Here is a 20678-nt window from a genome sequence, read left to right on the forward strand (position 1 = left end):
TGTTTCGGTGACGAGGAGGCCATGGCCAAACTACTCGATGATGCGTTGTGGGCACTCATTGAACCCTTGCTGCCCCCACCCAAACCCCGCCGCTCACGGTATCCCGGACGCAAACCACTGGATGACCGGGCCATGCTTACCGGCATCCTGTTCATCTTGCAGACGGGCCTGCGCTGGGACCTGCTGCCACGCGAGATGGGCTGCGGCAGTGGCATGAGTTGCTGGCGCCGTCTACGAGACTGGCAGGCTGCCGGCGTCTGGGACCGGCTACACGAAGTGCTGCTCGCGAAGGCACGCGAGTCCGACCCGATTGGCTGGTCCCGTGTCGTCGTCGACTCCTCCTCGATCCGCGCGGTGGGTGCAGGTCAAAAACGGGACTGATTCCCACCGACCGCGCGCGACCTGGTTCAAAGCATCACCTCGTTACCGAAGCGCAGGGCATCCCGCTCGCGGTAATCCTCACCGGCGCCAACCGTCACGATGTCACCCGGCTTCACGCGCTGGTTGATGCGATCTCACCCATTGCCGGCAAGCGCGGCCGGCCGCTTTCGAAGCCCCGCATCGCGTTCAGGGCGATCGGGGCTACGATCACGACAAATACCGCCGTCCGCTGCACGCAGCCGGCATCGCTACCGAAATCGCCCGACGCGGCGAGCGCCACGGCAGCGGACTGGGCAAGACACGCTGGGTGGTCGAGCGCACCATTTCGTGGCTTCATAACTTCCGGCGACTGCGCATCCGCTTTGAACGCCTTGCCTTCATCCACGAAGCCTTCATGAAACTCGCCTGCTGCATCATCTGTTGGCGAAGGCTGAAGGAATCATTTTGTTAACGCCTCTTATTGCGATGACGTTTCAATTCTCCGCTTCGCGCTTCCTTGATGCGCTCTGGTTTTCGATGCGGAAGCCGACAATTCAGAACGGGCTTCGTCGGCAGATATTTGCCGTTGAGCGTAATGACCGCCTGCTCGCCGCCTTCGGGGTCCTGCACCTTCTGAATATCGAGCTTGAAGTTGATCGCACTGATAATGCCGTCGCCGAATTTCTCGTGAACGAGTGCTTTTAACGTCGAACCGTACACCTGCACCATCTCGTAGAAGCGATAGATGGTCGGCTCAGTCGGCACGCCGCCGGGAACGCTGCCGCGAACGGGAATCGCCTGCAGCAGGCGAACCGCGTCATCGTCAAGGCCGAGACGCTCCGCAACGAGTTTCGCCGCTTGCTCAGGCAGCGCATGCTGGCCGAGCAGCGCAGCGGTCGTGTAGGCGACGCTCAGGCCCGTGCCTTCGTTGATGGCTTCGAAGGTCAGGTTCTTGCGAGATTTTGCGTCGATGATTGCGTCGGTCATAGCCTCGCGTGCGTGCTGACTAGGTCGCAAGTTTCCGGAACAAGTCCTTGCGCGCGGGGAACACGTCTCGTTGAAATTTCAGAAAACCATCGATGATCTCGTGCATGATCTGCTCCGTTCTATGGCGCAATGCGATGCGATGGGTAAAGAATGGACGCGATCAGCAATAGTGTGCAAGTCCGGTTTATGATTATTTCAATAGGAAAAACAAATAGGACACAGGCCCTTCATGCTGCTAAGACATATCCGCTACTTTCTCGCGGTCGCTGAACATCAGAATTTCACGCGCGCTGCCGAGGCGCTGCACGTTTCGCAGCCGACGCTCTCCCAGCAGATCAGGCAACTGGAAGACACATTGCGAACACAGTTGCTCGACCGTTCAGGCAGAACCGTGCAGCTGACGGATGCCGGCGCGGCATGGGCACGCTACGCAAGACTCGCACTACAGGACCTCGATGCCGGCACCAGGGCGATCCACGATGTCAGCGAACTCAGTCGTGGCAATATGCGTCTGGCCGTGACGCCGACATTCGCCGCCTACCTGGTCGGCCCTGTAATCGATCGCTTCCATGGCTTGCACCCGGGCATCACGATCGACATTCAGGAGATCCCTCAAGATCAGATCGAAGCCCCGCTTACCGACGACAAGCTCGACGTCGGCATCGCCTTCGAACCCGTTCATGCCGCTGAAATAGAGAGCCAGCCTTTGTTTCAGGAAACCCTGGGCGTCGTGGTTAGCGCCGACCATGCGCGCACGACGCGCCACAAACCGCTCTCCGCGCAAGATTTTGCGAAGGAACCGCTCGTTCTGCTGAACAAGGCGTTCGCGACGCGTCGTTACATCGACGAATACTGCGCGCGGCATCGCATTAGTCCACACGTTGCGATCGAGGTAAGTTCAATCAGCGCGGTTTGCGGATTAATGCTGCAACGCAGAGTTGGGCAGACATTCGCTGATGTACAGGGGGGCTGGCGAACTCGTAAGCTTCAGTGAATTCCTGCTCGTCGCAACCCTTGGCTCTCGCAGGTTCGGATCGGATGTATGACGTACTGTTCGGCTCCGCTTTGAAACGCCGACGCTCGATGAGGCGACGTTTCCGAGTCCGGCAATGCGCTTGTCGAAGCTGACATTAGTCCCGTGTTTGTACTTGAGGCGGAGAGCGTCGATTGCAGCGGACGGTGCCGCAGTGCTTGAAGAGCGGGGCAGTAAGCAAGCTCACCAAGCGATCAGGCGACATTGGTTGAAGCAGATGTGTATGCATCGTCCTGCGCACCTGCCTTCATGCTCGTTCTGCGAACAGGTGGATGGAAACCTGAATGCTGGTCCCGAATCCCACAGATAGTTGGTCACAGCGTGCAACGATGCGAGTCAAAAGACGACGTGCACCCGTTGACCGCCATCCAGCTGCTAACAGCACCGATGGGCGAGGCAATCCCTGAAAGGGGCGGGCGGATTTCATTCTTGTTTGAAATCAGATACTTCATGAGACGAGACAGGATTTGGGTACCCCTTCGGGCGATAGTTCACCGCCGCCGCCCGGATAGCAGGATGGTGGGTTTGTGAATCAGGTTTTGCTTGCATCCGCTGAAGTGCATTTGCGTCCGTGGCGGTGCATGCGGCGGACACGACATTGAGACTAATCGGCGCCAATGGGACATCTCACAATATCTGGTATAGGAAGGTGCTTGCCGAGCATACGAGTGTCAATGACGTCATCACCGACCACGGCCACGATGCCGATGCCATTTGCAGATCATCCCCACCACCGGCGCAAAAATCGTCATTCCACCGTGCTCGACCCGTAAGTCCGAAAGAAGCTTCAGTCGAAGAAGCGCGAAAGCTGGTAGTAATCGGCGTTCACCGACACGGAGACGGTGATGTCATACCTTACGGTCTATACAACGATGGCAGATATTCCTTGTGGGGCGCGTGCTGAACTGAGTCCAATATTGACTTGACCTCAAATGTTGCCAGTAAAGTGCCCGCGGGTACCGGTGGTTTGCATGTGAGTGTCTCCTGAGTTTCAAGGCAATGACGAATGAAGCGGATACTGGGCGTTGAGTCAGCTTGCTTTGACAGGCGCGAGATACACCGCTGCCGTGGGCGCGCTGGAACGCTGCTGCAGGATTCTCCTGGCAAGGCGGGTCAGGCGAGATGCGCGTCGGCGACCGCAGGCGGCTCCCGTGACCGGGCTGGCACTGGTCTGCGGCGAAACGCGGTTGCGCCTCTCGCACCTGTCTCCGATGCGTTCTCTGTCGATGCGTTTATGAACGTCTTGAGGATCGAGGTTTGCTCAGGACGTTCCAGCGAAAACTGCAATGTTTGGAAGTATTGATGTTCGACGGTTATCAATGCCGGTGCGCAAAGGCGCCTCCGCGGCGAGAACGCATCGGCGGGTGGCGGGCGCTGGCGGTGGCTGACGCAGGAGCAGAAGCCCTCACACATAGGGTGGTCTAGCCAGCTTTGTCGTTCCATACAGTGGAACCGGTGCCTTGGCGTTCTACGTGTGACAACCATAATCGTGTTCATGCGGGATCCGACCGGGCGGTCCGGGCGGGAATACACATTCCGCAGCCAATAAATGACCGGAGACGCCATGCAAGCAGTGACAAGTCCCTCGCCCGAGGCGACGGCCGCGCAGCATTCAATGACCGAAGCGGTCTACCGCAAGGTAACCTGGAAGCTCATGCCGCTGCTCTTCGTCTGTTATGTCTTCGCTTATATCGATAGGGCAAACATCGGGTTTGCCCACCTTCAGTTCCGGCGCGATGTCGGCTTGTCCGAAGCGGCATTCGGCTTTGGCGTGGGCCTCTTCTACCTCGGTTACATGCTGCTGGAGGTGCCCAGCAATCTCTGGCTGCAGCGTATTGGCATACGCCTGACCCTGTTGCGCATCATGACCTTCTGGGGCCTGGTGTCGGTTTCGACCGCATTCGTCCGTACCCCCATGCAGTTCTATTTCGCACGCGTGCTGCTCGGCGTGGCCGAAGCAGGTTTCTTCCCTGGCGTCATTCTTTACTTTACCTACTGGTTTCCCGCTGCTCGACGTGCACGCGTCACGTCCCTCTTCATGAGCGCGATTTGCGTGTCGGGCATCGTCAGCGGACCGATGTCCGGGCTGATCCTTGAGCGGCTCACCGGCTCACTGGGGCTAACCGGCTGGCAATGGATGTTCATCCTCGAGGGAGCGCCCTCCATCCTGGCCGGTATCGCTGCCTGGCGTTGCCTGACCGACCGGCCCGAACAGGCGAAGTGGCTCAATGCTGAAGAAAAGCAGATCGTGCTCGATGCGCTGCACCGCGAGGCCGCGCTGAAAGAGACGCGGGCACCGAACTCCATCTGGGTCGCACTGCGTGAACCTAGGTTCTACTTCCTGACGTTTGCCTATTTCAGCGTGCCTTGGGCCAGCATCGTCGTCCATATCTGGGCGCCCAGCGTCATCAAGAACAGCGGCGTGACGAACTTCTGGCATATCGGCGCGCTCTCGGCGATTCCCTACGTGGTGGGAGCGGCCGCCATGTATCTGATGGGACGCAGTTCAGATCGCAGGCTCGAACGGCGCTGGCATTTCATGGTCAGTGCAACGCTTGCCGCGGGGGGGGGCGTGTTGCTGCCGTTGTTTGCGCATGACGTTGGCGCATTGATGGTGCTGCTGTGCGTCGCTACGGCTGGCTATCTCGGCATGCTTTCGCTCTTCTGGACCTTGCCGCCGGCCTATTTGAAACCGGCCGTGGCAGCGAGCGGGATTGGCCTGATCAGCAGTCTTGGCCAGTTTGGCGGCATCTTTGCGCCGACGGTCATCGGTCTTGCGTCCTCGCTGTTGGGCAGCACCGCGATGGGGCTTTACGCCGTCGCGCTCGTTTCCCTGCTCGGTGGCCTGGCCGTCGTGCTCGGCGTACCGAAGCGTTCGGTCAGCAAGCGATGACTCAATCGTCTTCCAGCACCGCCATCGCATGAACAATGGCGTCGCGCAACTGCAGGAGCGGAGCTGCGAGCGCGGTCGAGACATCTGATGGTGTGTCGGTCGTGCGCACGCTGAAATTCAGCATGACCGGCGGATGTCCGGGTATCGTCAACGGCGTTGCAAGTGCGACAACTTCGGGTTGCCAACTCGCCACACAGTAGCCAAGACGACGAACGTGATCGATTGCCTCGAGGATCTGCCGCCGGATTCGCTTCCAGTGCCGGCTGGCGCGACGCTCCAGCGATGCAAGCCGCTGCGCGCGTTCGTTATCGTCCAGGGTCGACAAGTGTGCGCGTCCCAGAGCGGTCAGCTCCATCGGTACCCGCTGGCCGGAGACGACCGTGCGCAGCGAAGCTCGCTGGTTGTAGCGAAAGGATTCGAGGTAAACCATGTCGTCGCCGTCAGCCGCTGCAAGTCCCACATTGATCTGGCGCTTCTGGGCGACTTCGCGCATGAGTGGCGTGCTGGCCTGCAGGATTCTGGAACCCGTGCGCATCGCATGGGCCACGCTCAGTACCGGAACGCCAAGCCGGTATATCTGGCGCACCGCATCGTGCTGGAGAAAGCCGCACTCCACCAACGTGCGAGCAAGGCGGCTCACTGTGGCTTTCGGCAATCCGGTGCGCTCGACGAAATCGCCGTTGCCGAGCGCGTCGGCACCCGGCCCGAAAGCCCGCAGCAATAGCAGCCCTCGTTCGAGGGAGCGGTTCAACACGGTTTCAGGGGCACTGCGAGGCATCTTTTCGAAAGCGTTCATCGTATCGAGATCAGGTGTTGCGCAACAGGTGCGGTGACGGGCCAGCAGCGAGGGTCGTACAAACGAGGCGGCCGGGACAATCGCGGTCCGCCATGAATTGTCTTCATCAACAGGAGCATTGAAAAGTCATGAATATCCCGAACAGGCGCGTCGGCCTACGGATTGTTGCACCGGTGCTGCTCGCGCTGTGCGGGGCAGTGAGCGCACAGGCCGCAGACATCCACGTTCTCGCAACCGGAGCCTTGTCAGCGGCGTTCAAAACGATCGGTCCGGCGTTCGGGAAGTCAACCGGCAACAGGTTGATCGTTTCGTGGGGGCCATCCTACGGGTCATCGAGCGATGATCTGCCGGTGCGGATCAGGAACCACGAACCGATGGACGTGTGTTTCATGATCGGTGCCGCGCTCGACGAACAGATTCACCAGGGTCGTTTCGTCGAAAGCACACGCACCGATGTCGCGATATCGCGCGTCGGCATCGCGGTGCGCGCGGGTCTGCCGAAGCCCGATATCCATTCTGTCGACGCGGTTCGATCCGCCTTGCTCAATGCACGCTCCGTTGCCTTTTCGGAGGGGGCAAGCGGCAACTATGTGACCGGGACCCTGTTTCCGAAGCTTGGCATTACTGATGCCATGAAAGGCAAGATCGTCCAGATCAAGGGCAAGGTATTGGTTGGTGTCGCCCTCGAACGGGGGGAGGCGGATATGGGCCTGCAGCAGATCAGTGAGCTGCGCGCAATCGATGGCATTCAGTACGTCGGACCGCTGCCGGAGCCGCTGCAAAAGATGAGTGTGATTTCCGCAGCCGTCGCTCGCGACGCCGCCGAGCCTGACGCCGCCAGGGCCCTGATCCTTTACCTGCAAACGCCCGGAGCGAGAAGCGCCTTCAAAGAGGCCGGTCTTGATCCGGTCAAGGCCCGGGAGCCAGAGTGAGTCGTGGTTCGCCGTGTCGAGAGTGAATGGGGTCCTGTTTCACCTAGTGGAACAATCCCCCTTCGAATCGATACAGCCAACGCTATGCTCCATCACACAAGACGCTGCCTGTGCGGCGGCGCCGGCATTCAACTCAGATCGTCCACACTGAACAGGCATCACCATCATGAATATCCCAATGATTCAACTTGCAGTGGAGTCCGGCGTCGCGGTCATCACGCTACATCGCCCGGAAAAGCGCAACGCAATCACCGACGACATGCGCACTGAACTCATTCACGTGCTCGAAAAAGTAGCGTCAGATCCGGAGGTGCGAGCCGTCGTGTTGACTGGCAATGGCAAAGGCTTCTGTGCCGGCGGTGACGTGAGCGGCATGGCGCAGCGCATGAACGCGCCGACGGACGAGGTCGCGTTCAACGGCTGGTCTCGACAACAGCGCGTGCATCACAGCGTGAACCTGCTCTATTCGATGCCCAAGCCGACCATCGCAGCAGTGAACGGGGCGGCGGCGGGTCTTGGCGCCGACATGGCGTTGGCCTGCGATTTCGTCATCGCCTCGGAAGACGCCAGTTTCGCGTGGAGCTATATCCGGCGCGGTTTGATTCCGGATGGCGGCGGCCTGTATTTTCTTCCGCGGCGCGTGGGGTTGCCGCGCGCGAAGGACTTGATCTTCAGCGGTCGCCGGGTCGATGCGAAGGAAGCGCTCGACCTCGGAATCGCCGATCGCGTGTGTGCTCCGCAGCGGTTGCTCGAGGAGGCACAAGCCTGGGCGCGGGAGCTTGGCCAGGGTTCCGCGACGGCGCTCGCGCTTGGCAAGACGCTCCTGAACCAGAGCTATGAACTGTCCGCCAGTCAGGTGTTCGCGCAGGGCAGCCAGGCGCAGGCCGTTTGCTACACGAGCCGGGAGCATCGCGAAGCGGTGCACGCTTTTCTGAACAAGGCGCAATGAGAATGGAAACCGACATGAACGCAATCGCCCATCTGATGAGTCCGGAAAGTGTCGCGGTGATCGGTGCATCGTCCGATCCCTCGAAGACCTCCAGCCGGCCCGTGGCCTACCTGAAGAAGCACGGCTTCGCGGGAACCGTCTATCCGGTCAATCCGCGCTACGACGCCATCGAAGGGCTGACGTGCTATGCGGACGTCGCCTCGCTGCCGGCTGCGCCCGACGTCGGTATCGTGCTGCTCGGCGCGGAGCGTGCGCATACCGCAGTCGCTGAATTGGCGAAGCGCGGCACACGCGCGGCGATCGTGCTCGCAAGCGGCTATGCGGAGACGGGCGCGCAGGGGGCGCAACGGCAAGCGAAACTGCTGGAGGCGGCAGGCTCGATGCGGTTGCTCGGTCCCAATACGATTGGCCTTGTCAACCTGACCGACCGCATCACACTCTCGGCAAGCGGCGCGCTGGAAACGGATGGCTTTCGCGCGGGCTCTATCGGTGTGGTGTCCCAGAGCGGCGGCATTCTCGGAGCACTGCTGTCGCGCGCGGCCGCGTGCGGCATTGGACTCTCGAAACTGGTATCGACCAGCAACGAAGCCGATCTGGATATGGCCGACTTCATCGACTATCTCGTTGACGACGACGCGACCTCCGTCATTGCGCTGTATATGGAAGCCATACGCCATCCGGAGAAATTTCGCACCGCTGCGCTGCGCGCCGCGCAGGCCGGCAAGCCAGTGGTTGCGTTCAAGATTGGCCGGTCGGAATCCGGGGCTCGCTCGGCCGTTTCGCACACAGGCGCGCTTGCAGGCTCCGATCGCATGTACGACGCGTTGTTTCGCCAGACCGGCGTGATCCGGGCGGCGACTTTTGCGGACCTGCTGGATCTTCCCAATGCGCTCTCCATCGGCCGGCGGCCTGAGGGTAGGCGTGTTGCGATTCTGACTTCGACCGGCGGCGCGGGCACGCTTGTGGCCGACAGTCTGGGTGTCGCCGGCTTCGAAACACCCGCTCCCGACGAAGCAACAGCGGCCTGTTTGCGGGCTCTGCAAACAGGTGACCACGCTGTGCTCGACCGCAACCCGATCGACGTCACGCTTGCCGGCCTTCAGCCCGGGTTGTTGCGAGGTGCGATTCGAACCTTGCTTGACAGCCCCAGCTATGACGCAGTCGCCGTGATTGTCGGGTCATCGGGATTGGCAATGCCCGATCTGATGGCAGGGGCGATTCGCGATTCCCTGCCAGGCTCGAGCAAGCCGGTATTCGCATACGTGAGCCCGCACGCGCCGACGATTACCCGTTTGCTGAACGGTGAGGGTGTTCCGGCTTTTACGAGCCCCGAAAGTGCAACGAGCGCGATCAAAGCGATGTGGCGGTATGGCCAGACCCTGCATGCGCGGCGTTCGGGGCCGACATCGCCCGTGTGTGTTCGTTTCGACCAGAGCGAATTTCCCTCAGGCTCGCTCGATGAGGCGCAGTCAAAAGCACTGTTCGCACGGTTTGGCGTGCCGTCGGTGAGGGAAGTGGTGGTCAGTGACGCCGCCCAGGCTGAAGATGCGGCGCGTACGTTCGGTGAAAAGGTCGTGTTGAAGGTGCTCTCGAATACCATCACGCACAAGAGCGACATCGGTGGTGTTGCGGTTGGCGTGCCCGCGGGTACCGTCGGTGCGCGTCTGAACCGTATGCGCGATGATGTTGAAACGGTGACGGGCGTGCCTGCGCGGGCTTTCCTGGTTCAGGAAATGGTGACGGGAGGCGTCGAACTGATTCTGGGCCTCCACCGCGATCCACTGGGCACAGCCGTGCTTCTGGGCATGGGCGGGGTCACGGCCGAGCTGATCAAGGACACATCGATGCGCATGCTCGATCCCGAGTGCGCTCTCTCGCACGAAGAGGCATTCGAGATGATCCGGGAGCTGAAGACGTTTCCCCTTCTCGACGGGTTCCGTGGACACCCGCGCGCCGATATCGATGCACTTGCGTCTGCGATTGTCGCGCTCGCCCAGATGGCGACCGAGCTGGGTTCCCGGCTGATTGAGGCGGAGATCAATCCGATCTTCATATTGCCTGAAGGCCAGGGCGTGCGGGCTGCGGATGGCGTCGCGGTGATCGGGCAGATTATTACGGAGGTTCGCCAATCCGGGCATTAGCACGTGCTGCCAGCAAACGCTCCAGCGTGTACGACGCGTTTGTAGAAAAGTTGGCGGCAGCGGTTCGCAAGCTAGTGGTCGGTAACAGTCTCGAGAGCGGCACGACGATCGGCCCGCTGATCGACGATCATGCTGTTGCGAAGGTCGAGGAACACGTCGCCGATGCGGTCGCGAAAGGTGCGCGTGCGGTCGTCGGCGGCAATCGCCACCGGTTGGGTGACAACTTCTATGAGCCGACCGTGCTTGCGAACACAACTCGGGAGATGCAGATTTTCAGCGAGGAGACGTTCGGTCGTGTGGCGCCGGTGTTCCGATTCAAGACAGAAGCGGAAGCGATCGAGCTTGCCAATGACACGGAATTCGGCCTGGCGTCGTATTTTTACGGCCGCGACATTGGGCGCATCTGGCGTGTTGCCGAAGCGCTCGAATACGGAATCGTCGGGATCAACGAAGGGTTGATTTCGACCGAGGTTGCTCCGTTTGGCGGAGTGAAGGAAAGCGGACTAGGTCGTGAGGGCTCGAAATACGGGATTGACGACTATCTCGAACTGAAGTACCTGTGCATTGGCGGGATCGTGTAAGGCGAAGTGGCTGGCTACGCCTGAGATAGTGGGAACGCCGTGCGTTGCGACGATGTGCACGCAGACAGCTGAAACCGCACAGCGATGCGTGAGTGTGCTCGACCGTCTAGTGCACCTTGCCTTGCCCAGGCCGCTGCAGTGAGGCCGGCCGTGACCAAAGAGACGTGGGAGCGCGTGACCATCGCCAGGCACCAGGAAGCGCGTCCACAAGAGGAGAGTGCTCGCCTATCTCGACGCTTAATAGTCGCGGCTAAGAACCCGCCAGAATTAAAAATGGCCGGTCATCCCCACGAAGAGGGTGACCGGCCTTGTACTTGCGGATTTATTTTGATCGCTTAGACCGGCGTTGTCTATTCGACGCCGGCGTCCTTCAGGATCTCGGCTTCCTGCCAGCCGTCGCCGAGGAGATAGAGGACGTGAGCCCGCGCGCCCTCGTTGTTGATCGCGGGCACCTTTGAGTTGCAGGTGTTGATAACTGCGTCGTCAAGCGCGCGCTCGCCGATGTTGTGGTCATGAAGGCGTCAATGTCCGTTACGACTTGAGCCATCGATTTTACATCGGCCATCTGCCCACCCATCGACGCTAGGAAACAGTTTTCCCCTCTCTCCGTCAGACTGACGCCTCTCATATTGCGATTGAAAAGCGCCAGACGGACCCGGCGCTCGAGATTCTTGACAGTCCGGCTGACGGCGGAGGGAGACACGCCGAGTTTGTTCGCGGCGGCCCGAAAAACCATTCTATTCTGCAACGGTGATGAACGTGGCGATACTGTCGAGGTAGTCAAACTGCATGTAGTCGTCCCTCAATAATCTGACTTCCGCTCGGGTATGCGCGGCGCGGCTATTGGACGGACCATGATAGCGTATGGGCTCGGTAACGACATCTCTAAGGCGCAGCACGGTCAGACGCGACGGGCACTTACAGCGACGACGAGCCCTGATGTCAGGATAATTAACCCGATAATCTGGATCAGCGAGGGCAGCTCGCCCGTTACGGGGATGCCGAGCAGGATAGCGACCCCCGGCGAGAGCGCCGGAAACAATGCTGCGCGACTCGGCCCCAGATCCTGCACAGCTCGCGAGAACGCGAACAGCGCGACGACGCCTGACAGGATGCCCTGCGCCACAATCTGCAGGAGAAGCATGCTGGGACTGACCATGGTGAAAATCTTCCATCCATTAGAGACCAGGTAGATCGGGGCATAGATCGCGGCGGACAGGACCGACACCACCGCTGTCGCCGCCAGCGGGGCAACGCCCCATCGACGCTGCAGCACGGAGAAGAGCGCCCACATGGAGCCGGCGAGAGCAAACAGCAGATCGCCGATCCAGGCCATCGAACTGCCGTGCAGCAGGCCGGGGCCCGCGGTCACGACCAGCCCGGCTATGACGATGCCAAGGCCGACCAGCCGTATCAGGCCGGGACGTTCGCCGAGAAACACCGCAGCAAGCAGAATACTGACCAGCGTCAGCATGCCGAGCTGGATCACGGCGGCGTGCGCGAGCGGTGCGAAGTGGTAGCCATTAGCGCCGACGATCAGGAATAGCGGGCCGGCCAGCGCGGCGAGGCAGATGCCTTTGCCCCAACCCACGCCGGCCAGCCGGCGCGGACTATGCTTGAGTAGCCACGGCAGCAGGACCAGGCCGGCTGTCAGGTAGCGTAGAAAGGCAAGGTCGGTTGCCTGCAGACCTGCGCCGATACCATAGCGGGAGACGACGAGAAATCCGCCCCAGATCACCGTTGCGAGCAGGCCGAATAAAATGCCATGCCAACCGGTGCGAGGCTGACGCTGCGTGGCGTCGATATCGGCTACGTTCATTGCGTCGCTCCTTCCGCGGCCATGTGCTTGTGGATAAATGCGCCGTCGCTGGCTAGCGCGCGGCGCGCATTGGGCATGAGCGTCGCGAACAATTGCCATTGATGGACCATGTCGGGCCAGACCTGCAGTTCCACGGCAAACTTGCCGGAGACTGCCTGTTGACGCATGGGGACGATTGTCGGAACGCCGTTGTCGGAGGCGACGGGCGTACCTTGTGCTCGCACGCCTGCCGCCACGACGATCGCAGTGGCGGCCATGCCCTGCATGAGGGGATTGCGTAGTTTCATGATGGAGGCGCAGTATTCCAGTCCGCCGAAGCGGGCCGGAACAACTGTCTGTGATGACGCTTCTTCCGTTCAGAACGGGAATTGGCGGCGGATATGCTGAACCGAGATCCAGTGCTCCGTCGTGAATTCCGCGATGAGTCCTTCGGCGCCGAAACGTCCGAGGCCCGAATTCTTTTCACCTCCAAACGGCATGTTGGCCATGTCGACGGCCGGCAGGTCGTTGATATGCGTCATACCGGCCTCGACCTGCTGGGCGAAATGCTCGCCACGCGCAAGATTCCGCGTCACAACTGCGCTCGACAGACCGAATTCGCTGTCGTTAGCGAGGAGCAGTGCGTCCTGCTCGCCGCTCACCCGGATGACCGGCGCAACCGGGCCGAAGATCTCATCGCGGCCGAGTCTCACCTTGTCCGTGATGTTCGTGAACACGTGCGGCGGCACCACGAGTCCCTCGGGCGTGCCGCCCACCAGCTGGACGGCACCGTCTTCGTGCGCTTCGGCGATCATGCGCGTCACGCTGTCGAGCTGGCGCCGGCTGACCAGCGGGCCGACGATGGTGTCCGCATCGTTCGGATCTCCATACTTCAGATGCTTGACCCGTTCCACGAAGGCTTCGATAAAGCGGTCGTACAGGGCATCCTGCACGATGATGCGGTTCGCGCTCACGCAGATCTGGCCTTGATGCAGGAAGCGGCCGACGACGGCGAGATCGACAGCCTGCTCGAGATCGGCATCATCGAGGATGACAAGCGGATTGTTGCCGCCGAGTTCCAGTTGCGCCTTCTTGAGCGTGACGCCCGTGGCCGCAAGCCCGGCGATGCGTCGGCCCACTGCCGTCGAGCCGGTGAAAGAAATCACGCGCGAGGCAGGGTGCAGAACGAACGGATCGCCGATGACACGGTTGTCGCCGGTCACGATATTGAGCACGCCCGGCGGCAGGCCGGCTTCTTCGAGAATTTTCCCGAGCAGCAAGCCGCCCGTAACCACAGTTTCTGACGCAGGCTTGAGCACGACCGTATTGCCGAGCGCGAGCGCGGGCGCTACGGCACGGCTGCTCAGGTGCAGCGGCCAGTTCCAGGGGCTGATGACCGACACGACGCCAATCGGTTTGCGGTAGATGCGGTTTTCCTTGCCGGGAATGTCGCCGGGCATGATGCGGCCCCAGACGTGGGTCGGCAGCGTTGACGCTTCCAGGATGATCGAGCGCACGGCACCCCATTCGAATTCCGCCTTCAGCCGCGTGCTGCCCGATTCACGGATAAGCCAGTCGACGACTTCCGCGTGGCGGACGTCGAGCACGGCCGCGGCACGGCGCAGCACCTCGGCGCGTTCGCCGGGCAGGGTGGCGGCCCAGGCGGCCTGGGTCCTGCTGGCTGCCGCGTAGGCAGCATCAACGTCGGCGACGCTGGCTTCGGCTACTTCAAGCAGCGTCTCGCCGGTATAGGGGTTGACATCCTTGTACAGCGTGCCGGCAGAGCCGGCCTGCCAGCGGCCGTCGATCAGCAGTTCGCCGAAAACATAGGGATTCGACGGATGCAGGGTGGTTACGATGCTCATTACATTCTCCTGGGGACGAGGTCGATGACCTGAAGGAGAAGTGTGGCGATCAGCAACGGATCAGGCCAATTCGATCCAGTGCGATGGGTGATAAGTCTGGCTAATCGCCGGTGCGGCTGCTGATCTGCATGCGACGCGCTTCTTCTGTGGCGAGTTCAATAAAGTCAAGCACGAGCGGATTGCGCTGATCTTCGCGGTAAAAGATGTCGACCACCAGTGGATCGAAGCCGTCGACGGGGCAGTAGACTAGCGATGATGGAATGGAAGCCAAGACGTAGGCCGCACTGAGCAGCGAGCCGAGACCCTGTTCGACTAGGGTGATGCCGACCTGGGATTGTGTGGTCTCGTAGACGATGTTGGGCTTGATACTTGCGCCGGCAAAGCGAGCGAGAACCGAGTCGTAGAGCGGTTCATTGACCGATCGAGCTGGAATGATGAGTCGTTCGCCGCCAAGTTCGTCAATCCGCACGCCTGGGCGTTGCGCGAAACGATGCTCGCGACGCATGAGCATGCACCACCCTGATTGGAGCAGGGGTTCGGCGTGGATCGGCGCTTTCCCGTCTGAGCGCTCGATCGGGACGCCGAAGCCCACATCGATTTCGTTCGCGGCGAGCGCCGCAAATTGCCGTCTGGCATTCATTTCGTGGCGCACAATATTGACGTCGGGATACAGGGCCTGGAGTCGAATCAGCGCAGGCGGTACGAACGGCAGGTTGGTGTATTCGACGAGCCCAATCGACAGCGTAAATTCGCGACTCTTGTCTGCTTCGCGTGCGGCCTTCAGTGCCATGTCGAGTTGTGTGAACACCTTGCCGATGCCGTCTCGCAGTGCTTCCCCGGCTGGCGTGAGCGTAACGCCGCGTGGCCCGCGGACGAGTAGCTGGGTACCGACCAGTTCTTCCAGTTTGGCGATTTGTTGGCTCAAGGCCGGCTGGGTCACATAGGCGAGCTCGGCTGCCCGGCCGAAATGTAGTTCGCGTGCGAGGATCGAGAAATAACGGAGCTGCCGTAGCTCGAGCGCTTTCATCGAGTGAAGAGGGGCTGATTCTCGGGACAATTGTTGTCTCCTGCTGGAAGAGGTTGCCGGATTATCCAGGAAGTTGCCGGCATGCGTATTGGTGTCCGGTGGACCATTCAGCTTTGGGATCGGCAGTGTTTCGTATGGAATGGGTTACGTCGGACTGCATTCCTGACGGGGCAAAGAATACTGGATAATGCTCGTGCTCGAGGTGGGCAAACGATTGTTGTTGGAGTGGCGGCTCTCGGGAGGAGAGCTGACGGGCCTCAAAAGTTGAACAATCGGTAGTGCAGCCATGTGCGCGTGTTAACGCGAAGTCACGTTATCGGACGTACGTAGCTACGGACATATGATTCGTAAAGATTCTGCGACAGACTGTGCAGCCTTTCTAATCTGACGCGGCCTGTCGTCGTATGCGCGTAATATGAACACATTAAACGTGTTCGGGGCAGGTTGGAACTTATGCGCATGCCAACCACGAGCATATTCTGTGATCGGGTCGTCGAAGGGCGGTTCAGCGAGAATTTGTCGGCGGCGTCGCTAAACAAATACATCGCTTCCGCATTGAATCCTGAGACGGTGGTTGAGACATATTTGATCGTGTTGCTGTAGCGCCGGCTGCCGATCAGGTTGCCGGAGTCGCCCGTCGTGGCATAGAAAGCAACGAACGGCTCAGGCAGCAGCCATCAAGCGGTTCAGCGACGTCGTCTTGAACGAATCCAGCAACCAAGGGGTAGCGACAATTGCCAGGTCCGAGTTCGCGCCGCCCATGATGTCTGTCTGGAGCTTTTGTTGGAGCGTGTCCCAGTTGACTTCTTCGATCTTGATTGTGGTACCAGGGTCAATGTTCTCGAAATGTGCCATCTTGTTGAAGTAGGGCGCCGTCGCGTCACTGCAGTGCGAGACAGTGATTCAGACTGTGTCGGCGTGTGCCATGACCGCAATACTACAAATACAAGCCCTACGGTGATCCTGGCCAGTCCGAAAGCGACAACGTCTGATCAGTTTCGCTGCGCGATTGCCAGCAACCCGACGGGGCGCCTCGATCTCCTCGCCCACCGTGCCCGAATGGCCTGGCATCGTTAAGGTTCGCAGTCAGCCGAGCGATTCGGGATCCGCAGCCCTCGCCTGTAACAGGAACCTGACCGCTCGCTGCACGCGGGCTCGCATACCAGTGCTGAGCTTGTTCAGACACAGGGAGCACGGCTTCCCGCCCGGCCAGTCTGTCGGGCCTGCGCGGTCGCGCGAGCTTCAGGATGCATGGAGAGTGGATGATGTTCCGCGTACAAGCCGCCGGCCCGCTCCCGACACTTGCCGGCGACTTGCAGCAGACGGCCTATTGGAGAGCCCGATGGGAAATTCCGTGTCAGGACTATGGTTTTTTTCATGTCAGCGCAGTTGCTGATGGTTATCTCTTTCGTCTTCATTTGGAGAGGCAGAGGCAGCGTGGAGGCGAGTTCATCTAGCAAACACAGCTTCTCGGCGCTACCGAACGACGCGGCTTTTCTATTCGAAGGTGCTGTTCACGCGGCCAAGACGCACTTTGAAGGCCGTTGCGAAAAAGGTGTTTTTTTGCACCATGAGCCCAACAAGCTAGTGAAATCAACCTGCGCGTTCGAGCAGGTGAACTGGTGCGCATGACCGCTGGGTAACTTATTGACTGACGCCGTTGTCGGATTTCGTCGCCCCGAGCAGCAGCAGAGTGAACCGAACAGGACAGTGTGTGGCTAGCCCTGCAAACAGAAAACCGGATATCGCATTGAAAATTCTCTAAAATCTGAATGCAGCGTATTGCAATAAGCTAGCTTTTTTAACTGACTTTTTTTCGTCAATTATAAAATCAAAAGTTTACCTAAAATTTCAAAAAATAAATCCGCAACAAACGTTGTTATATAAAATTGCGTGAAATTTGTGCCGCGAAATTATTTGTAAATGAATAAAAAGCCCTTTAATTATGGGGGAATGTTTGTGAAATAGTCGCGTTATCGAGACAGGGTTTCTTCGACCCATGGACGCCGCGGCGTCGCGCAAAACTTTTGTGCTGCCAGGTTCTTTTCGTGGCTACGTGCACCTCAGATGTGCGAGTTCGGGAGCTTTCGTAAATTTTTAGAGGCGGCCCGCAGTCACGTTGTGGGGACGTGCCCCGGAGCACGCGCGCCCCGCCGAGTCCGTCATCATCACATGGCCAGTAGTATCTATTTATGAGCAGAAGTCATTTGAGATCCCGACCCCGAATGACAGGGACACGACGGCTCCCGGCGTGTAGAAAAACCACAGAGCGTGGCCGGCGCGGGAAGAATTCTCTCCGAGGCGCGCTTTCCTTCAAAGTGGAACGGGAGTCTACTTGCCTTACCGTCGTCAGAGACGTCGACGGCCGGACTTGAGAGCGAAAGCCGAAGCGGCTATCGCTTGAAAGCGGGGAGCTCACTATACGCGAGCTGGAAGCTCAGGGCTAATCACGGCGAGGGACTCAGCGCACGCGCTTTGTCAGCCACGCTCGGAGCCAATGATAACAGCGAGCTGTCACCGCATACAGGCAATACGACGTTACAGGGCGGGTAAGCGAATGGATTTGACAGGTTGAAGCAACAAAAAACTTTCAAAACCGATCGGATTGCCGCACGTCGAGAAAGAGGAACCTGCAGCGATGTTTTCAATGTCTGAGACAAGCAGTTTTGGACGTCAGCCATGTTTGGCGGGCGGCGAATAGATAACAGCTGGTGCCCGTGCATTGGTATGTCATGACCCCGCGACATGCGAGTCGAGATTGAATGAGCTTTTTCCGACTCGCTCTTCAGCTCGAGGAGAAGGCCTCCCGCATTAGAGCGGGTGGCTAGCGGGCACGTGCTTTGTGAGATTGGCGCACGTCACGATCGAATCAGATTGAACTTAGCTAGTTGCGTTTGTTGAACCGCTTTTCATCGCGCACGAAGGAGCAATGACATGTCACTCTTGACTGAGGCAACCGCCGCCCAGCTGTATGTCAACCTAAAGCGGGTCCGCGACGTCGACATCGCTGAATCTGCGGAAGTATTAGCATTGACGTTGAAGGCGTTGGACGGGGCACTCGAAGACGCGGGAGCGACGCACAGTGGCTCCGCCCCGGTGAGCAACGTCAGGGAAAACTTGCACAATACAAATTACAGCCGTGTGGACACACAAAATCGCGGAGAAAAGAGTTTGACTCGCATGGAGCAGCATGTCACAGCTAGAGACGCGGAAGCCGAGTGGGTTCGAGGTGATGTGACGTACGAGAGGCTGGGCGAGAGCCGCGCGAATAAGTTGAGATCACTTGGTAATATGGCGACGGAGGTCGACATTGCTCCGTCCTGGGATTCAATTCAATTGCTTGCAGGGCAGAGGGCACCGAACCAGACGGGGCATCGGTTGGCCCGTCTCGAGCGCCGGTCGCGCACGCCCACCGAGCTTCGATTGCCCATTGCTGAGCATGCCATAGCGGACCGTGCGTGCGCTCTCCTGTCATGGCAGACACGACGGGCCCAAGTAAGTCGCGCAGCAAACCCCTTGCTATGGCCTATTGAAGTCCCCTTCAAAGCAGATTTTCGATTTCAGACCGGGATAGGCAAAGCCGGCCAAATAGCGGCTGCAGAATTTTATTCTTCATGGTGCGCACAACTAAATAATTACGAAGCCGAGAAAAGGACCAATCGGTCATCGATTTGGCGTGTGCGTGCGCAACTCCATAGACTGATCGATTACTTAAATCGTGACCCATCGCGAGAACACGATCCATATGTTCGAAACGCGGCGGAAAGCAGTGCGGAGGAATAAGAGGGTAAGGAAACTCAACAGCCGATTATTCCGCCGGCTACAGAAGCGGAATGCCGAGCAACAAGGATCGCGGCACGGTGAGTATTGTTGTCCACACGACATTTCATCCGTGCTCCGGCGCGGATTTTCGTGGATCGAAGGTGCGGTACGAACCAATGCGAGACTCTCGCGTCCTCCTCAGCGGACTACGCCGCCTTGGCTCGTGCCTGTCGCCAACAATATTGAGCTCGGTCCCAATTTTGACATTGTCCGAGCAACGGATGATACCGTACTGGTAACTGTCGTCAGCCGTGGGTGGGGCATTGGGTGCTGAATGCTATCGGATGACTGAAAGTGATCTAGCCGGGTGCCGCCGAGTCGAGTAGATGTGTAATGCGCTGGGAGACTGCGAAGCATGACAATACCTAGCATCATGGAGTCGGAGTCGGTCGCCGGCTACGTCAGGCGCAGCACCTTGCTCAGACCAGGGCTGGAGGCTGCTCCGTTCAAGCGCAAAGCGCTTGGCGTAAGTTGGCCTCAGGTAGGCGCCTCAACGGGTAATCTCGTAGAACTCGCAATGGAAACCGCTTGTGTGCTTGGGTCCGTCGTCGATATCGTGGAAAGACACACCCCTATTCCCGCTCAGATGCATCTCATGATGCCACTCAAGCGCCGTCAGGAGGTGCTCGCGCGTCTGGAAGGTGGGGCCTGCTTTGATCGCGAATTGCGTTGCGCCGCCTTGAGAGAGGGTGCAAACAGAGGTCAATTTGGCGCTGCGCATTGCCAGATGTGCGCACGTTCAGACGAGGAGAGGTGTGGCTTCCAACACTGGCGCATGTGGGATCATGTCGCCGTCGCTGCCTGTACCATTCATAGAGTGTCGTTGACTCTAGGATGTGGCCGTTGTTCGTCTGCGGTGAGTGAGGTATTGGGCGCTGAATGCTATCGGATGACTGAAAGTGATTTGGCCGAGTGCCGCTGAGTTGAATGAATGTGTAACGCTCTGGGAGGCTGCGAACCATGACAATACCTAGCATCATGGAGTCGGAGTCGGTCGCTGGCTACGTCAGGCGGACCGCCTTGCTCAGACTAGGGCGGGCGGCTGCTCCGTTCATGCGCAAAGCGCTTGGCGTTAGTCGGCCTCGAGCAGGCGCCCCAACGGGTAATCTCGCAAAACTCGCATTGGAAACCGCCGGTGTGCTTGGGTCCGTCGTCGATATCGTGGAAGAACACACCCCTATTCCCGCTCAGATGCATCTCATGATGCCACTCAAGCGCCGTCAGGAGGTGCTCGCGCGCCTGGAAGGTGGCGCCTGCTTTGATCGCGAATTGCGTTACGCCGCCTTGGGAAAAGGTGTAAACCGAGTTCAATTTGGCGCTGCGTATTGCCAGATATGCGCACGTTCAGACGAGGAGAGGTGTGGCTTCTGAAGCGCCCCGGGTTTTCCGGAGACTCCACTTCTTGAGAAAATGGAGCTATGGAAAACACGAAGAAGAAGTCCCCGAGGTACTCGCCGGAAGTTCGTGAGCGGGCTGTGCGAATGGTACTGGAAC

The 20678-nt window shown here is 59.4% G+C and carries 12 protein-coding genes and 6 pseudogenes; 9 read left to right on the forward strand and 9 right to left on the reverse strand.

Features of this window, described 5'->3' with window-relative positions:
• The first annotated feature begins 21 nt into the window (after positions 1-21).
• A pseudogene (locus VSR82_RS36130) lies at positions 22-832 on the forward strand (IS5 family transposase).
• An 89-nt stretch (positions 833-921) separates the two neighbouring features.
• Here VSR82_RS36130 and cynS read toward each other — a convergent pair.
• Positions 922-1347 (reverse strand): annotated as a pseudogene (gene cynS, locus VSR82_RS36135) (cyanase); the annotation flags it as partial.
• A 22-nt stretch (positions 1348-1369) separates the two neighbouring features.
• A pseudogene (locus VSR82_RS36140) lies at positions 1370-1453 on the reverse strand (carbonic anhydrase); the annotation flags it as partial.
• A gap of 123 nt (positions 1454-1576) precedes the next feature.
• Between VSR82_RS36140 and cynR the strand changes: the two are divergent.
• A complete protein-coding gene (gene cynR, locus VSR82_RS36145) occupies positions 1577-2341 on the forward strand; it encodes a transcriptional regulator CynR (RefSeq protein ID WP_498858563.1) in 765 nt (254 codons plus the stop codon).
• A gap of 1603 nt (positions 2342-3944) precedes the next feature.
• Positions 3945-5273, forward strand: coding sequence for an MFS transporter (locus tag VSR82_RS36150; RefSeq protein ID WP_498858564.1), 1329 nt, complete (start codon positions 3945-3947; stop codon positions 5271-5273).
• 1 nt (position 5274) lies between these two features.
• On the opposite strand, the gene VSR82_RS36155 is transcribed toward VSR82_RS36150, so the two are convergent.
• Positions 5275-6069 carry an IclR family transcriptional regulator gene (locus tag VSR82_RS36155; RefSeq protein WP_498858565.1) on the reverse strand — a complete coding sequence of 265 codons (795 nt, stop codon included), beginning with the start codon at positions 6067-6069 and terminating at the stop codon, positions 5275-5277.
• Positions 6070-6197: 128 nt separating this feature from the next.
• Here VSR82_RS36155 and VSR82_RS36160 point away from each other — a divergent pair, with 128 nt between their 5' ends.
• The 4 genes and pseudogenes from VSR82_RS36160 to VSR82_RS36175 form a co-directional block, all read left to right on the forward strand.
• Positions 6198-7001 carry a molybdate ABC transporter substrate-binding protein gene (locus tag VSR82_RS36160; RefSeq protein ID WP_498858566.1) on the forward strand — a complete coding sequence of 268 codons (804 nt, stop codon included), beginning with the start codon at positions 6198-6200 and terminating at the stop codon, positions 6999-7001.
• A gap of 178 nt (positions 7002-7179) precedes the next feature.
• Positions 7180-7950 carry an enoyl-CoA hydratase/isomerase family protein gene (locus tag VSR82_RS36165; RefSeq protein ID WP_498858567.1) on the forward strand — a complete coding sequence of 257 codons (771 nt, stop codon included), beginning with the start codon at positions 7180-7182 and terminating at the stop codon, positions 7948-7950.
• Positions 7951-7964: 14 nt separating this feature from the next.
• Positions 7965-10091, forward strand: coding sequence for an acetate--CoA ligase family protein (locus tag VSR82_RS36170; protein WP_498858574.1), 2127 nt, complete (start codon positions 7965-7967; stop codon positions 10089-10091).
• A 17-nt stretch (positions 10092-10108) separates the two neighbouring features.
• Positions 10109-10672 (forward strand): annotated as a pseudogene (locus VSR82_RS36175) (aldehyde dehydrogenase family protein); the annotation flags it as partial.
• 655 nt (positions 10673-11327) lie between these two features.
• Here the strand turns inward: VSR82_RS36175 and VSR82_RS36180 are convergent.
• The 6 genes and pseudogenes from VSR82_RS36180 to VSR82_RS36205 all read right to left on the reverse strand — a co-directional run.
• Positions 11328-11408, reverse strand: a pseudogene (locus tag VSR82_RS36180) (helix-turn-helix domain-containing protein); the annotation flags it as partial.
• Between the two features lie 165 nt (positions 11409-11573).
• The gene (locus tag VSR82_RS36185) at positions 11574-12491 is read right to left on the reverse strand and encodes a DMT family transporter (protein WP_498858568.1); all 918 of its coding nucleotides are present in this window, start codon (positions 12489-12491) and stop codon (positions 11574-11576) included.
• Positions 12488-12778 carry a hypothetical protein gene (locus VSR82_RS36190; protein WP_498858569.1) on the reverse strand — a complete coding sequence of 97 codons (291 nt, stop codon included), beginning with the start codon at positions 12776-12778 and terminating at the stop codon, positions 12488-12490. Before VSR82_RS36190 ends, VSR82_RS36185 begins: the two co-directional genes overlap by 4 nt.
• A gap of 69 nt (positions 12779-12847) precedes the next feature.
• Positions 12848-14335, reverse strand: coding sequence for an aldehyde dehydrogenase family protein (locus tag VSR82_RS36195; protein ID WP_498858570.1), 1488 nt, complete (start codon positions 14333-14335; stop codon positions 12848-12850).
• A 100-nt stretch (positions 14336-14435) separates the two neighbouring features.
• Positions 14436-15362 (reverse strand): LysR substrate-binding domain-containing protein, encoded by a 927-nt coding sequence (locus tag VSR82_RS36200; protein WP_498858571.1) that lies wholly within the window; start codon positions 15360-15362, stop codon positions 14436-14438.
• Positions 15363-16035: 673 nt separating this feature from the next.
• Positions 16036-16333, reverse strand: a pseudogene (locus tag VSR82_RS36205) (extracellular solute-binding protein); the annotation flags it as partial.
• 1963 nt (positions 16334-18296) lie between these two features.
• Here VSR82_RS36205 and VSR82_RS36210 point away from each other — a divergent pair.
• On the forward strand, positions 18297-19145 hold the full coding sequence (locus VSR82_RS36210) for a hypothetical protein (RefSeq protein ID WP_498858572.1): 849 nt from the start codon (positions 18297-18299) through the stop codon (positions 19143-19145).
• A gap of 1161 nt (positions 19146-20306) precedes the next feature.
• Positions 20307-20555 (forward strand): hypothetical protein, encoded by a 249-nt coding sequence (locus VSR82_RS36215; RefSeq protein WP_498858573.1) that lies wholly within the window; start codon positions 20307-20309, stop codon positions 20553-20555.
• The last annotated feature ends 123 nt before the right edge of the window (positions 20556-20678 follow it).

Origin of the sequence: Burkholderia sp. JPY481 (genome assembly GCF_038900515.1) — a bacterium.
Lineage (GTDB): Bacteria > Pseudomonadota > Gammaproteobacteria > Burkholderiales > Burkholderiaceae > Paraburkholderia > Paraburkholderia youngii.